Here is a 16,545-nt window from a genome sequence, read left to right as displayed (position 1 = left end):
TGGTAAAATGTAAATAAAAGGATGTGATTATATGCAAAAAGTTTTAATCCCTATTGATGGAAGTGATAGAAGTCAAAAATCCTTAGATTTTGTTTTAAGTAAGTTTTCTAAAAATAATGTTAAAATAACATTAATTGGTGTTAATGATGTTGTTTTAACCAATTTAACAAACCCAATGATTATAGATATGAAAATAAAAGAATCTCAAAAGAAGATAGATTATATGCTAAAAGATTTTAAAAGTAAGTTATATGAATATGATGTATCTACCTATTCAGTATTTGGTGATGCAGGTCCAGAAATTATAAAAAAATCAATTGATGATAAGTTTGATTTAATAGTTATGACTAAGTCAACAAAGAAAAATTTTATAGATTCAATAGGATCTGTAACTTTATATGTAGTTAAAAAATCTAAATGTACTGTTGTTATAGTTCCCGAGTAAATTTTTCCATTATATATGTAACTATACAATTGATTATAAAAAGAAGCTATGAAATATAAATTTCATAGCTTCTTTTTTCTATAATCCAAAGTAAATCAATCATTTAATATATTTTCTATAGATACATATAGTAAAATCAATTATCGACTCAAACTTCTTGCATTTAACCACTTCCTAATCCCCCTAATAAGTTTTATGTATAACAGTTATTATTTTTTTAATACTAACTTTATAAATATACATTCAAGTATATAATTTATACTTATTAATACTTTAAAGTCAATTTAGCTTTACGGTAAGTATTTTAACTTACATTATTAAATTCATTTTGACTTTTATTGTTTTTAAATTTTTTTAAAGACTTAATATCATCTATTATATATCTGTGGCTTACATCAGATACGTTAAATTTAAATAGCTTAAATATAAATTGTATGCAATATCCTAACCCAATACTGCTTATAACAGTACCAATTCCAACGGTTCCACCAAGTAAAAATCCTATAATAAGCACTCCTACCTCTATAATATTTCTTACCATCCTAATTGATTTGCCACTTCTTTTTTGAATAGCAACCATCATACCATCTCTGGCACCACTACCTACCCCAGCACCAATATACAAATAACATCCTATACTCATTAAAATCATTCCTAAAGCTATCATTAAAATACCCAAACTAATACTATTTGCAATTGGAATTAAGTTATTTAGAATAAGAATATCCATAAACCACCCAATCGTAACCATGTTTAATATAGTTCCCCATCCTAAGTTTTCACCTAAAAATATATCCATAGCTATAACTGTTATTCCAACTAAAATACTAGATTGTCCCATAGTCATTCCTGTAATTTTTGATATCCCCTCATGTAATACATCCCATGGCGCCAATCCTAAATTAGCATTTATCATTAACACTATTCCTAAAGCACAGAATACAAATCCACTCATTAACCTAATAAATTTTAATAATTTAGTTTTCATTTACTCACTCTTTTCCATATCCATAATAATCCTTATATTTATACTAGCTACAATTATAAATATAAAATTTTATATTACATCAGCTAACTTATTTTCACTTAATTTTTTAAATATTACTTTATTGTCCATTTAAATACCTATTTATAGAATTTGCAACCTTCTTAGATTCTACTACTGCTTCTATAACTGTTTTTGGACCATGAGTTACATCTCCACTTGAAAATACACCTTCTCTTGTCGTATTTCCTTCATCATCAATAATTATAAGACCATTAGTGTTAGCTTTTATACTTTTATTATTTAAAATAATATTATTTTTAGGAGTTTGACTAACAGCTATCAATACAGAATCACATCTTAATAACTTCTCACTTCCTTTAATATTTATTAAAGAACTATTTCCTTTTTCATCAATAATTTTTTTAGTATCAGCTAATACTATACCTTCTTCACATATTTCAATTGGTGCTTTATATGTTAGAAATTCAACACCTTCTTCAATAGCATCATTGATTTCTGATTTAGTAGCACTCATATCACAAAAATCTCTTCTATATACTAGATGCACATTTTTAGCTCCATAATATTTTGTACTCCTCGATGCATCCATAGCCACGTTTCCAGCTCCTATAACAACAACACTTTCTCCTAATTCATATCTTCTAGGAGATCTTAAATAATCTATTGCATAGTTAGAATTTTCTAATGTTTCCCCTTTTATATTCAGTCTTTTAGGATTCCATACTCCAGTACCTATAAATATAGCATCATAACCATCTTCAAATAATTTATCTATAGTAATAACTGGACCTATTAAAGTATTTACCTTAAATTTAACACCTGCATCTTTTAATATTTTAAATAAATTATCTATTATAGCTCTAGGTAATCTAAATTCAGGTATACCATATCTAAGAATACCTCCTAGTTCTTCATTTTTTTCAAAAACAGTTACATTGTATCCTTTTTTAACAAGTTCTATAGCAACTGTAATTCCCGCAGGCCCAGATCCAACAACAGCAACTCTTTTACTATCTTTTCTTATTTTTTGTAGTTTTGCATCTTTTAAAAACTCAGTTGATATTTGTTCCTCAATCTTATAAAAATCAATAGGTTTTCCATTTATTCCCCTAATACAGTTTCCTGCACACTGATCTTCATGTGGACATACTATTGAACATATTGATGATAGTGGATTATTTTCAAATAAAATTTCTCCAGCTTCTTTAATCTTGCCTTCTTTATATAAACTAACAATAGTTGGAATATCCGTATTTATAGGACAATGTTGCTTACATCTTGCTACCTTGCATAATAAGCATCTATTAACTTCATTCATTAAATCTTTCATATTGCACCGCCTTAGTTGATATTTTATAAAAATTTGTTAGAAACCCTATTCCAAAATTCATAATTTGGCATTCTAATTAATTTTATACTTCGATTAGTCATATGTGTTTTTATTGTTATTAATTTATCAAATTTATATTCTTCTCCATCTGCTACTATCAAAATAGGTTTTTCAAATCTATTTTCAGGTGTTACTTCTATTACTGATTTTGCAGAAAATAATAGACTTGATGAAAAGCTTCTGTATGCATTTGTAGTTAAAGGATTGAGAGGAGTTATTTGTATAACATTTATACTTGGATCTACAATACTACCTCTAGCCGAATAATTATATGCAGTAGAACCTGTTGGAGTTGAGATTATTAATCCATCTCCACTTAGTTTTTGAATTTGTTTTCCATTTATATTCAATTTAGCATGTATAACCTTAGATTTATCACACTTTATAACAACTTCATTTACTATTGGAATCCTTATTGTATTATCATTGGTAACTATGGTAGCCATAAGAATAGGTATCTCTTGCACAAGATAGTTATTTTCCATATACAAATCTATGAACTCATCTATTTCATCTATAGAAACATCTGGAAAAAATCCAAGGTGACCTGTATTTATACCCACAAATAATTTTTTTGGAAAATCAAAATTATTTATTGTTTTTAGAAATGATCCATCTCCTCCAATTGATACTATTAATTCTGTGTCTTCATGTAGATAATCAATAACTTTAAATCCTTTTGTTATTAATTTTTTCTTTAATAACTGTTTAATTTTAATAGATTTATCTAACTCGTTTGATTTTACAGTTATTATCCTATCCATTTTTAAAAATCCCTTCTATTTATAGTTTTTTAAATACTTTATTTATTAGTAATTACATTTTATAGTATAGATATTTTATAGTCTTAAAAAAAGGAGGCACTTTTTGGTATGACACACACCAAAAGGTAGTATTTATGTAATTGCATATATTCCCATAAATGTTTTTTTAAATAAAAAATACAGGAATGAAAATTCATCCCTGTATTTTTTATTATTTTTATCTAATGAAATTAGTTCTTAATCTATCTTCTTTTTCAGGTATATTTATACCATTTGATTTTCCTAATTCAATACATTTTATTAACCATGACATATTGCTACCTAATACACGCATAGTTTGCATACCTTCTAAATCTTGTTTAACTTCTTCTGGATTACTTCCATGAACCATGTTCCAGTACTGAGAACTTACAACTGGCATATTATTTATCGTAAAGTATTTATTTATCTGATCAAAAGTTGCAGTAGTTCCACCTCTTCTTGCACTTGTTATGCATGCTCCTGGTTTGTATGACATATACTTTCCTCCACTATAGAATGCTCTATCTAAAAATGAAGTTAAAGCCCCTGATGCTGCTGCATAGTGAACTGGTGATCCAAATATAAATCCATCTGCTTCTTTCGCTTTATCTGTAAATTCATTTACCACATCATTCATAAAACATTTGCCTGTTTTATAACATGAACCACATCCTATACACCCACAAATTGGTTTTGTACCTAATTGAAATATTTCTGTTTCTATACCATTTGCTTCTAATGATTTAGATACTTCTGTAAGTGCTGTATACGTACATCCGTTTAAGTGTGGACTTCCATTTACTAATAATACTTTCATAATACATTCCTCCTTATGTTCTGTATTATATTTAAGTTTATACCCATCGATTATATCACAAAATATATTATTTCAATTATATAAAAATGTATTATTTATCTAATTGACTTTTTATATATGATGGAACTTCTTCTGGAGAAATATTTAAAACCATTGCAAATTCTTCATGTAATAATCTTTCAGCTTCTTTCATAATATCATTATCTGCTAGATATGATTTTTTTCCTGTAGACTTTTTAGATTCTTTATCTAAGTCAATACTTTTTATTAACTGAATTAATTTCTCACATTGACCACCTTTAAGTATTGCTGTAAATTCTTGACTTCTTTTTCTATCATCATCAATCCATAAAGTTTCCATGCTAGACATATTATTTATTAACAAAGCTACTTCATCTTTAGATACTATCTTTCTCATTGAAACCTTTTTATTATCTACTGGTATTTTTATTATAGTTTCATTCGAATAAATAGTACTTAGTACATAATACTTTCTATACTCATTGTTTATAAATTTTTCGTTAGTTATATCTAAAACCTTACATACACCTGTTGTACCATACATTATATAGTCATCAATATTAAACATCAAGACTTCACCATCCTTAACAAAATAAAAAAAGTAGTTTTGACAACTGGACTTACGTCATCAAAACTACTCGCTGTATACTTATATTTTACCATATTTTAAAATGTCAGTGTAAGTAAATTTTTTTAAAATATAATTTTTTTAAATATTTAGCTAGTTTTTTTATGTTTATAGTATGATAATTATATATAAAAATTACAAACCTAATATTCGCTTACCTGAAGTTGTATCTAAAATTTCACCATCTTCCTACAACTTATATCTAATTATTAAAGTGTTATTTAGTAAAGAATGTAGTATCTTGTTTGATATTTTCTTTTCACGTCTTTTAATAAAGAACGATTTTTTTGGAAATAAAAAGGAAAAGAACAATTGTAGAAGAACTAATTAATTTGTAAATTTAATTTTAATATTTTTTATGTGGGGGGAATTTTATGTTATTAAAGAAAAAAACATCATTAATGCTAAGTACAATGATTATATCTAGTATAGTACTTACAGGTTGTAATTCTACAGGAGAAGATACAAAGTCTACTTCAAAAGATATAGATCCTTTTAAAGTTTTAGAAAATGAAAATGCTAGAAAGGCAATTTCTCTAGCTATAGATAAAGAACAATTAACAAGTGTAATTCTTAATAATGGATCAAAACCTGTTAATAGATTCGTACCAGATGATTTAGCTTTTAATGAAAAAGGTGAAGACTATAGAGATGTAGCTGGTGAAATTGGCTATGATCCTAATGATGAGGAAGCTAAAAAAGCTTGGGATCAAGCTAAAAAAGAACTTGATTTTGATGCTGTAGAGTTTGATTTTTTAACTGATGATACTGAGCAAAGCAAGAAAATTGCTGAGTTTATCCAAGCTGAGTTACAAGGAACTCTAGAGGGAGCTACTATAAAACTTCAACAACTACCTACTAAGTTAAAAACTGAAAAAGGGTCAAATGGAGACTTTCATTTATCCATAGCTGGTTGGGGAGCAGATTACCCTGATCCACTTACTTTCTTAGAAATTTACTGCCCAGATATAGGAAGATATGCTATAAATGTAGGATATAAAGACTCGGAATATAAAGATTTAATAACTAAAGCAAAACAATCAACTACAATTGATGAGAGTTGGGAAAGTTATATGAAAGCAGAGCAGATATTATTAGACAGTGGATTTATAACTCCTTTATACCAAAAGTCTAGTGCTTACTTAGAAAAAGAATATTTACAAGATGTAGCTAACTATTCATTCGGTCCACAAACATCATATAAATGGGCTAAATTAAGTAATAATAAAAATGAAGTAAATACTACTTCAGCTTCTGATATATCTTCTATGGATACTTCTCAAGCTTCTGATTCCACGTCGTTTGAAGCAATAAACAATGTCATGGAAGGGTTAGTTAGAGTTGATATTAATAAGGAATTAACTCCTGGCATGGCTGAAAGCTGGGAAAAATCAAAAGATGCTAAAACTTGGACATTTAAAATAAGAAAAGATGCTAAATGGTCTAATGGTGATAATGTAACTGCTAAAGACTTTGAATTTGCATTTTTAAGAAATTTAACTCCAGAAACAGCTTGTGAATATGCATATGTAATGTATGATATAGAAGGTGCCGAAGACTTTAACTTAGGAAAATCTACTGATTCAAATACTGTAGGTGTTAAAGCTATAGATGACAATACTTTAGAAGTTAAATTAAATAGACCCGTAAACTATTTCGACCAACTTATGGCTTTCCCTGTATTCTTCCCAGTAAATAAAAAAGCTGTTGAAACATATGGTTCAGACTATGGAACCACTCAAGATAAGTTAGTATTTAATGGTCCTTTTGTAATGGAAAGTTGGAAGTTGGAAGACCAATACACTTTGAAAAAAAATATAAACTATTGGGATAATACGTCTGTTAATTTAGATAAAGTTAATTTCAAAGTAGTTAAAGATATTAATGCTGCTGTAAACTTGTATGAAACTGGTGACGTTGATAAAGTTGCTATAGCTTCTGAACATGTTGATAAATATAAAGATAGTAAAGAATATAAAACTATAGAGTCTGCAAGCTGTAATTTCCTGATGGTAAATGGTGGCAACCCTCCTGAAAAATAATATATAAAAAGTCTGAGGCTAAATATTTTCCTCAGACTTTTTCTTTTTAAATATTTATTTAAGCATCAGTTTATACTGTCTCATCAACTTTATTATCTTTATACTCCTTAGTAAATAAAAATGGAAAGAAAACTATAGCGCTAAAGATAATACTCTCTAAAAGTAGTTTTGGTGTAAATACAGCTTCATATCCTCCGCTAAAAACTATAGAAATGACATTATTAACTAAATGAATTAGTATTGGAGTCCAAAGGTTATTAGTTTTCATATATGCATATCCTAAGAATATACAATAAGATAAATGATTTATAATACAATAAATTGGTGTTTCAGGACTATATAGAGTTAGACACAGTGGTAGATGCCATATACCCCATATAAATCCTAATATTATTACCCCCATTTTTTTACCATAAATTTTTTGCAATCTAGGTTGTAGAAAATATCTCCATCCAAATTCTTCACCAAAAAATAAATTAAATCCTATAAAAAAATTACTTGCTAAACCAATTAAAATCATTATGATATTTTTACAAATGTCAGCTGGGTTAATTTGCATACTAAAAAAATCTGGTATAAATCCAACTAATTTTATTAGTACAAATATTAGTACTACAAATAACACCTTTTTAAAGTTTTTAGTTAAAGATAAATTTAATACTTCAAATTCAGATTTATTACTAAGAGTAATACACAATAGATATATAGATACAAAAGTATCTAATAATGAAGAAATAATAATACCCTTAATTAAAAATGCTTCAACTATAGAAATAATTATTCGTAGTATAGTTGCTATAGCAAAAACTTTTAAAAATTTCTCTACATTTGCCGTAAATTCATATTTACAAATTCTTTTTAATACAACTATTACTGAAAATGCAGGAATATACATAAATAGAACAGCAAAGTTTGATATAAAAGTACTACTATTTGTATTTGATGCAAGCATAAATATAAATATAGATATGAAAGCAATTAACCCAAAATTGATTAGTAAAAAAGAATTTACTTCTTTTTTTATAACCTTAATATCATTACACATTATAATCCCCCTATATAGTAAATTTATATAGTAAAATAATAGCATACTATTGGTAATATTTGGATATAACTTCAGTTGTTAAACGCAATTAAAGTTCATTTAACAAAAAACTGTATTGAATATTTCATCAATACAGTTTTTATTAACTAGGTCTAAGAATTACTCTCCAAGATTAATCAAGGTTCCAGAGTTAGAGTCCATTACTTGAGGTAACTTTCCATTCCATTTTTCTATATACTTTTCCTTTAATATTTTTTCATCTAGTCCTTGTGCTTTTATTTCATTTGATTTTTTTTCACCTTCTGCTTGAATTATTTTTTTCTCTGCTTCAAGCTGTGCTGCTTGTTTAGCTATTTCTGCTTTTTCTAGTTGAAGACGTTGTTGTTCTACTTCTTGACTTATTTGTTGTCTCTTTTCTATTGCTTCTTGGACTTCTTTAGATGCCCTAGTCTCTGCTAGTGATACATTTTCAAACATTACACCATATTTTTCAGCTTTTTTGTTTAAATGCTCTGTTAATTTTTCATTAACTACTTCTTTTTTAGTTAGATGTACTTCCATAGTTGAATAATTTTTAGTTACTTCACTTATCCAGCTTCTTAGCTGTCCTCTAAGTACACTATTCATTATTTCTTGACCATCTTTTCCTCTGTATTGTCTTTGTACTTTTGGTACATCTTCTATCTTAAATCTATAGCTAAAAGTCAAATCCGCACTTAACGAGCCATCGTTACAACTTATCGTTATAGACTCATCTACTTTCGATCCTTCTCTTTCATCTTTGCTCATGTATACAGTTTCTATAGAAATCGGGAATTCATTTACACTTTGCCAAGGTGTTTTAAAGTTTATACCTTCTGTTAAAGTATATGTTTGAATTCCTTTTTTAAATCTATCATAGACTGCCCCTACATGGCCTTGTTTTACTGTTACTGTACATGTTGATATGATTATCCCTATTACAATTATTAAAGGTATTGTTATTAATACACTTTTAACTATTTTTACTCCTCCATTGCCTTTTTTATTATTTTTCTTTACCTTATCATCTTCTTTTTCTTTTACTTCATTTTCTCCCATTTAACTTCCCCCCAACCCTAATATACTAACTTACTTATTATCTATTCTATGTAATATTAATTATATTGTAGTCAATATTTAGGCTATATGGGGTAACAGTATTGTAATGAATTTATCTTTAATTTTTAAAAAAGAGTTATCTCAAAATAGGTAGCTCACAGGAAATATACAAATTTCATATCTATATTCCATAAGCTATATATTTTTAAGACAACTCTTTTTTAAATCCTTACTATCTATTTTATTTTAAGCTTTCTCTCTTCTTCCAATTAAACTCCAGTATAATAATAATGCTAATGCTGAAATAATTGCTAATAAAATTAATACATTACTATATTGTATTGATATTTCATTATTGAAAAGGTTAGTAATATTTTTTCCTAAAGTTTTAGATTCCATTAATACCGCTACATATGTTATCCCAATTGACGAAGCTATATTTAAACAGAAATTATAAAAACCAATAGCAGTTCCTGAGTGTTCTCTAGGTATTGTTTTTATCAATGTATCAATCATAGGCGCATACATTAATGCAAATGAACTAGAGAATAGTATCATTACAATTACGAATACATATACAGATGTTTCTATAAATAAGCCACCAAAAATAAGACTTATTACTATCCCAACTATTGCCATTTGAATACATTGTTTACTTCCAAATCTTTTTGCAACATTACCAGACATTGCGCCTACTATAGCTGCTAAAACATATGATGGAACTAAAAGTAGTGAAACTTGGTCTAATCTATAATTATATATATATTCAATTAAGAATGGGAACATAAATATAAATGCAAGTTGAACACTATATATAACAAAAGCTACAAATAGTACTGATATAAAGTTTCTGTTTTTAAAGAATTCAATACTAATAAAAGCTTTTTTGTTTTTACTTATGTATGTAATAAATAGTATAAGTGCTATTATTAAAGCTACTAAATATATCCACTTAAATCCTGAAACGAAAAGCATTAATGATGCTGCAACTGATGAAACTAATATAAATCCTATAAAGTCTACACCACTACCTTTAACTTTTTCCTTAGGAATATATTTCAATATAAATGGTAGTATTAATAATGTTAATAGTGGAATTAAAAATAGTACTGTCCAATGTAGGTATGTTGATATATATCCACCTGTAAGAGTACCAATTACTTGTGATATAGCATAACTACTTGTACTAAATCCTAGGTACTTCTTTTGTTCACTATCTTTGAAATATTTTGCGACAAATATTACATATAAAGTTTCAGCACTTCCTAATCCTGCTGCTTGGATTATCCTTGCAATAATTATCATAAAAAATGATTTTTGGAAAATAAATCCTAATAATGATCCAATACATATTAAGATAATTCCTAGTGCTAATAAGTTTCTAATACTTATCGAATCCGATAAAGAAGCATATACAATTGCTCCAATACCAATAACTAATCCAGCTAGAGTTACTTGCCAACTAACCGCAGTAGCTGATAAATTAAAAGCACTTGCTAAGTCTGCAGAGATAATTTTAAATGAATTATCTATAACTAGTGCAAAAATCATTAAAGCTAATACTGCAGGTACTGCTTTTTTTATTTGTTCCTCCTCAATCTCCTTTGAAGTATTAAGTGAGTTTTCCATGTTGTACACCTCTTTTATTCTGTTTTCAATTTAGTCTGTTTAAAATCGTTTGCAGATTTATTACTATTAATCTGTTCATTTTTGTTCGACATTTTTAGACAGGAATAATATTAACACACCTTTTTCTCAATTGCAATACTTGTTAAAATGCTTATTTCACCTAAATTTATATTTTAATTTTAAAAATTCTAAAAGACCATATTGAATATTTCTCAACATGGTCTTTTGAAATCACTAATTTTATATAATTTTACCATCACTTATAGTTATAACATTTTCAGCGCTATTGGCTATTTCATCATTGTGAGTTATCATAACTAATGTTTGTTTATATTCATTAACGCAAAACTTTAATATATCAATTACTTCTTTAGTAGTTTTACTATCTAAATTTCCAGTTGGTTCATCTGCAAATATGACTGAAGGTTTATTTGCAAGTGCTCTAGCAATTGCTACCCTCTGTTGCTGTCCCCCTGATAGTTCATTTGGGAATTTCTTAATTTGCGACTTAAGCCCTAATTTATTTATTAAATCTTCTATGTACTCTTTATCTGCTTTTTTACCACTAATTGAAACAGGGAGCACTATATTGTCATAAACATTTATAACTGGTATTAGATTATAACTTTGAAATATAAATCCAAACTTTTCTCTTCTTACTTTAGACAGTTTATCGTCATTTAAAGTGTATAAATCTAAATCATCCATAAATACTTTGCCCGATGTCAGTTTGTCAAGTCCTGCCATACAATGGAGTAGTGTACTCTTTCCAGAACCACTTTGTCCAATTATAGCTGTAAACTTATGTGGTTGTATTTCTAAATTTATTCCATCAATAGCTCTTACTTCGCTATCTCCTTTACCATATGTTTTTCTTAAATCTATTACTTTTAAAGTTTTCATAACTTAACCTCCCAAATTAATCGTTATCTTTTATTCCCTCAATAATGCTCATCTTTTTTAACTCCCTACTGCTTGTAGCTACTGCAATTAAACATACAGTCACTGATATAATGAAAAATATTATTGATTCTTTAACTGGGAACATAAAAGACATAAAATGATCTATTCCATAGTTTTTATAAGCACTATTATTCCAGTTTACGAATTTAATTAAGTTTATCATCGATGGAATCAAAGCAATTATAAAACTTAATATTGCATATGTTAATGCTTCATAAGTAATCATTTTCTTCATATTCTTGACACTAAGCCCTATTGCTCTAAGTGTTGAAATTTCTTTTTTCCTTATAAGTAAATTGGTTTTTATTGTACAGAAAATATTAATTCCTGCTATTATTAAAACTAATGTTATCACTGATAACTGCGTCTTAGTGTACTCAGCCATAGAACTGTTCATCATCTCATTAAAAGCAAGCTTACTTTCAAATTGAGATAAATGAATATCATTAGAAACTTTTTTTACTTTTTCATTTACAGCTTTATCATATGGATCTTCTAAATTTATACCTAATTTATTGTATTTTTTTTCTCCAACAATATATTTAGAAAGACTGCTGGCTGTTACAATCTCAAAATTGCGGCTTAAATCTCCATCTCCTTTAGACATCCAGTCAGATTTTAAAATTGCACATACCCTTACTTTGCTTTCTTTATATACAGTGTTTCCATTTTCTGTAATTGGAACTTTTATTGTTATAATGTCCCCTATCTTTAAATCAGGAAAAACTTTTTTAAAATTATTTGTCCTAGCTTCATCATAAAAATAATTATATACTGCTACATTTGGTAATCCTTCGTTTAATGTTCCAATCTCATATATATGTCCTTCTTGTACGAATTTTTTCAATGTTTTATTTATGTAATCCGGTCCAAATAATTTTAAATCCATCTGATATTCCATATCGTCTTGTTCTTGTATTCCCTTGCTATTGGCAAAGTCTTTATCCATTTCATTCTTTTTATAATCTAATACTCCACTTTCTATTTGTATTGGAGTTACGCTTTTTACTCCGTCTATGTCTTTTAGCTTACTTACATCACTATCTAAATATTTTGTATTATCTATATCTGAATTTGCTCCAAATTGTATTGTTATATCATATCTTTTTTGCATATCCGCAATTTTATCATTTACATCATTTTGCATACTTGAAAATGTAGTTAAAAATACATATCCTCCCAATGCAATTGATATCATGGATATAAGCGCTCTACTTTTGTTCCTTCCAATATTTTTAAGTCCCATAAATCCATAAAATCCAAATATCTTACTTAAAAGTTTATTTAATCCATAACTTGCTCTATGACCTTTAAACTTATCTGATTTCTTTGTTGCTTCAATAGATGATATATTACCTACTTTGAAGATAGGTATAATACAAGAAACAAATACAGAAAATACACCTATTATTATAGCTTTCATAATATTTTCATTACTTACATATAACTTTGGCTTTATTACTGCCTCTTGATATATAGAAGGATTAGATGTACTAACTGCTATATAAGAAGATATAACCCCTAATATTAGACCTACTACTATACCTGCAATCATTATAATTAATGCTTGGTATATTATCATGCATCTAACATTTTTCTTACTTGAACCTATTAATCTAAGTAATCCCATTTCTTTTATTGTTTCATTTAATGTTATATTAAAAAGATTAAATACAAAAATTGCTGCTGTAATTATAATTAAAACTTCTCTTTTATAAGCACCTGGATCATCCTTTTCTATTTTTTTATCCATTAATTGTCTTACAAGAGGCATATTTGGTGAATAACTAGCGTCCCCTAAATTATGTTTTGCCATAATTTTATGAGCTTGTCCATCAGGATTTTCAAAACCACTCTTTAAACTTAAGAGACTATTATAACTAATTGTATCTTGTGGCACTATGCTATTTTTTTCATCATTTCCATAAGTAAATGCTTCAAATGGAATGTTAATATCATAAAAATTATAAAATTCCTTTGGTTTTTCTATAACTCCTACAAGTTTAAATTTTTTATCTTCAGTATAAACCTTATTGTTTTCCTCTGCATCTTTATAGTTCTTTTTTATTTTGAAATCTAAGGTAGTATTTAATTCATCAGATATATTCATTGCTTCTAGAGCATTTTCTTCCATTACTATTTCATTGTTATTCTTTGGAAGTCTACCTTTTATTAATTTGCCTGACTTATTAGTTATATAATCTTTATCTGCTGATTTCAACGGGAAAGAATTTCCCTTTTTATCTACAATATTACCCAAGTTTTGTACTGTAGTAATTTTTGATACACCCTTATCATTTTTTAACTTTTCAGTTCCATCAGAATTTAAATCATTGAATTCTAAATGATATCCACCATAAAGTTTATTTATTGCTTCTACATCATTTTTGTTTTTGGAATCTTTTATAACACTGGTTCCAAATATTAATACTACTCCTAATGCAACACCTAATATCAAAAGTACCGTTCTAAGTTTATTTTTCCTTAAATATGCTAGTGACATTTTTAAGTATATTCCCATAAAATTCCCCTCCTATTTTATAATTTATTTATCCAAATAAATTGGCGGATATTTTACACTTTTAAGTTCCTTAACATCCGTCAGTTCATGACCATCATTTAAATCGTAAATTTGAAATAAAACTTTGTTTATGTATAAAGCGTAATAATCATCGCTATAGAAATATTGATATTCATATTGAGGATCATCTTTATAGGATACCTTGTAAAGTATGCCATCATAAGTTGCTTTTTTTGCTTTTTCTTTTGTAATTTTGCTTATATTATCTTTTGAAATTCCTTGTTCTGCCATATATTTGTTAATATATTTTTCAGCTTCATTCCAAGGTTTAAAGTAATTATCATATATAAAAAATACTGAAATCCCTATAATTATCATAATTGATGCTAATAAAATAGCTTTATATTTCTTCATATAACTCTCCTTATTTTAATATAAATTCATCCTTAAATCTTAATTCTAAAATCTTAGTTGACTCATCAATTTTTTTTACTGAAATATCTATATCCCCCATATTAGGAAGTTCTACGATCCCCTCACCTTTATTAACTGCTTTTTCAACTTCATCAAAAAATTCTTTCTCAGTTAATTCAGTATCAGTTAATGAGTTAAATATGTTATAAATTGCTTTAACAAACTTATCATCCTTTGATAAGTTTTCATCCTTTAAGTAGTCCTTAACACACTGAATATATAGTATCTCCTTATCATTTTTATCATATGTAGTCATAGAGTAATTTAAAACTTGCTTAGGTTGTTCTTTAGAATATTCCAAATTACCTAGAGATAACACAAAGCTACCATCTGGGGCTACTTCAGCCACTCGAAGACCACTATTTTCTATGGCTTTTGAAATTTTCTTTGATAAATCTTTTTTAATCCTGGATACTTCTGTTGTTGTATAAGTTTCTTTATCCATATCAGTTGTAGAAGCTTCGCATCCCACCATCAAAACTGAACTTATACTTGTAGCTACTAATATAGCTAGTATAATTTTTTTTGCTTTCATATACATTTTCCTCCATAGTATTTAAACTTCATGTATTTACTAATTACCTTTGTATTCCAATGTTTTAGTTTTTTAAGAATAAAAATAAGGACATTATCTTTTGCTATTAAAAAGATAACATCCTTATTTTTTGGTATCAATATATACGCCCCAACTAGTAACTTAATCGACCCAACTGTCAGTATTTTGATTTAATGGTATGTATAGATTTAGTATAAATTTGTATTTCTCATCTTCAAATAATAATTCTCCATCATATTTTTCTAAAGACGATTTAATACTTTGAGTTCCTATTCCATGGATAAACTTATCCATTTTGTCTGTTAATAATCTATTTTTATTAATTTTAATATCATTAACTTTACTGTTTTCACATTTAATTACAAAGTATGATTTTGATACAGTTCCTTTAATTCTAATATATTTATTAATATTTTCATCATGTATTTTGTTACAGGCTTCTATTGCATTATCTAAAATATTAGCAAATATACTAGACACATCTATTGGCTTTATAAAATTAACTTTTGAAAAGTTTATATCACAAATAAATTTAATTCCTTTTTTACTGCATAGTTCACTTTTTTCATTTATTATAATATCTAATATCATGTTTCCTGTATTATAAGTATTTTTAAATTCTTTAATTTCATCTTTTAAATTGTTTACATATTCACTAACTTCTTTACTGTTATTTTTAAGGTTATTTATGCAACAAATATGATTATTTATATCATGATAAAGCTTTTTAACCTTCATATGAGATTCTTGTACACTTAAATAATGTTCATATTGCATATCTAATTTATTTTCCATTAATTGTTTTTGAGTTTTTTTCTTATTTTCTTTTATTACCATTCTAAATAATAATATTATTATTATTATACTGGCTACTACTAACTTTGGAATTACAAGTTGAGCAAAATAAGGCCATTCATCTTGTAAGGCCGGTACTGACATCCTCCAGTCATATATCATTTTGTTCAATCTTATGTTATTCCCTATATTATAAGATCCCATTATATATGTTCCAATTATATTAATAACATTAACCATCAGAGCAAGTGTTAAGTATATATAAATTCTTTTTTCGCTACTAAATAACTGTAATCGATTAGTAATAAATACAATTATTATATAAATAAATATTACTAATATATA

At 27.0% G+C, this 16,545-nt stretch carries 15 protein-coding genes; 2 read left to right on the top strand and 13 right to left on the bottom strand.

Going from position 1 to position 16,545, the window contains the following annotated elements; genetic code table 11:
* The first annotated feature begins 31 nt into the window (after nucleotides 1-31).
* Nucleotides 32-445 (top strand): universal stress protein, encoded by a 414-nt coding sequence (locus tag ACRCYC_RS05265; RefSeq protein WP_438618053.1) that lies wholly within the window; start codon nucleotides 32-34, stop codon nucleotides 443-445.
* 304 nt (nucleotides 446-749) lie between these two features.
* Here the strand turns inward: ACRCYC_RS05265 and ACRCYC_RS05260 are convergent, their stop codons facing one another.
* From ACRCYC_RS05260 to ACRCYC_RS05240, 5 genes are all read right to left on the bottom strand, one after another.
* Nucleotides 750-1,433, bottom strand: a complete 684-nt coding sequence (locus ACRCYC_RS05260; protein WP_438618052.1) for a YczE/YyaS/YitT family protein — start codon at nucleotides 1,431-1,433, stop codon at nucleotides 750-752.
* A 118-nt stretch (nucleotides 1,434-1,551) separates the two neighbouring features.
* Nucleotides 1,552-2,784 (bottom strand): NAD(P)-dependent oxidoreductase, encoded by a 1,233-nt coding sequence (locus ACRCYC_RS05255; protein ID WP_438618051.1) that lies wholly within the window; start codon nucleotides 2,782-2,784, stop codon nucleotides 1,552-1,554.
* Between the two features lie 23 nt (nucleotides 2,785-2,807).
* Nucleotides 2,808-3,608 carry an NAD(+)/NADH kinase gene (locus ACRCYC_RS05250; RefSeq protein ID WP_438618050.1) on the bottom strand — a complete coding sequence of 267 codons (801 nt, stop codon included), beginning with the start codon at nucleotides 3,606-3,608 and terminating at the stop codon, nucleotides 2,808-2,810.
* 217 nt (nucleotides 3,609-3,825) lie between these two features.
* Nucleotides 3,826-4,446 carry a flavodoxin family protein gene (locus ACRCYC_RS05245; RefSeq protein ID WP_438618049.1) on the bottom strand — a complete coding sequence of 207 codons (621 nt, stop codon included), beginning with the start codon at nucleotides 4,444-4,446 and terminating at the stop codon, nucleotides 3,826-3,828.
* 91 nt (nucleotides 4,447-4,537) lie between these two features.
* Nucleotides 4,538-5,035, bottom strand: a complete 498-nt coding sequence (locus tag ACRCYC_RS05240) for a CarD family transcriptional regulator (protein ID WP_438618048.1) — start codon at nucleotides 5,033-5,035, stop codon at nucleotides 4,538-4,540.
* A gap of 434 nt (nucleotides 5,036-5,469) precedes the next feature.
* Between ACRCYC_RS05240 and ACRCYC_RS05235 the strand changes: the two genes are divergently transcribed.
* Nucleotides 5,470-7,137, top strand: a complete 1,668-nt coding sequence (locus tag ACRCYC_RS05235) for an ABC transporter substrate-binding protein (RefSeq protein ID WP_438618046.1) — start codon at nucleotides 5,470-5,472, stop codon at nucleotides 7,135-7,137.
* A 70-nt stretch (nucleotides 7,138-7,207) separates the two neighbouring features.
* On the opposite strand, the gene ACRCYC_RS05230 is transcribed toward ACRCYC_RS05235, so the two are convergent.
* The 8 genes from ACRCYC_RS05230 to ACRCYC_RS05195 all read right to left on the bottom strand — a co-directional run.
* Nucleotides 7,208-8,182, bottom strand: coding sequence for a CPBP family intramembrane glutamic endopeptidase (locus tag ACRCYC_RS05230; RefSeq protein ID WP_438618045.1), 975 nt, complete (start codon nucleotides 8,180-8,182; stop codon nucleotides 7,208-7,210).
* 159 nt (nucleotides 8,183-8,341) lie between these two features.
* Nucleotides 8,342-9,262, bottom strand: coding sequence for a prohibitin family protein (locus tag ACRCYC_RS05225; protein ID WP_438618044.1), 921 nt, complete (start codon nucleotides 9,260-9,262; stop codon nucleotides 8,342-8,344).
* Nucleotides 9,263-9,508: 246 nt separating this feature from the next.
* Nucleotides 9,509-10,891 (bottom strand): MFS transporter, encoded by a 1,383-nt coding sequence (locus ACRCYC_RS05220; protein WP_438618043.1) that lies wholly within the window; start codon nucleotides 10,889-10,891, stop codon nucleotides 9,509-9,511.
* 240 nt (nucleotides 10,892-11,131) lie between these two features.
* Complete coding sequence (locus tag ACRCYC_RS05215; protein WP_438618042.1) at nucleotides 11,132-11,794, bottom strand: ABC transporter ATP-binding protein; 663 nt, start codon at nucleotides 11,792-11,794, stop codon at nucleotides 11,132-11,134.
* Nucleotides 11,795-11,810: 16 nt separating this feature from the next.
* Nucleotides 11,811-14,375: an ABC transporter permease gene (locus ACRCYC_RS05210; protein ID WP_438618041.1), complete on the bottom strand. Its 2,565-nt coding sequence runs from the start codon at nucleotides 14,373-14,375 to the stop codon at nucleotides 11,811-11,813.
* Between the two features lie 24 nt (nucleotides 14,376-14,399).
* The gene (locus ACRCYC_RS05205; protein WP_438618040.1) at nucleotides 14,400-14,789 is read right to left on the bottom strand and encodes a DUF3139 domain-containing protein; all 390 of its coding nucleotides are present in this window, start codon (nucleotides 14,787-14,789) and stop codon (nucleotides 14,400-14,402) included.
* Nucleotides 14,790-14,799: 10 nt separating this feature from the next.
* A complete protein-coding gene (locus ACRCYC_RS05200; protein WP_438618039.1) occupies nucleotides 14,800-15,384 on the bottom strand; it encodes an HAD hydrolase family protein in 585 nt (194 codons plus the stop codon).
* A 162-nt stretch (nucleotides 15,385-15,546) separates the two neighbouring features.
* The coding region (locus tag ACRCYC_RS05195; protein WP_438618038.1) for an ATP-binding protein at nucleotides 15,547-16,545 on the bottom strand (999 nt) is incomplete at its 5' end.

The sequence above is a fragment of the Paraclostridium sp. genome, from assembly GCF_051657365.1.
Taxonomy (GTDB): Bacteria; Bacillota; Clostridia; order Peptostreptococcales; family Peptostreptococcaceae; genus Paraclostridium.
Note: the sequence above shows the minus strand (reverse complement) of the source record. Positions and strands in the feature narration are given on the sequence as shown.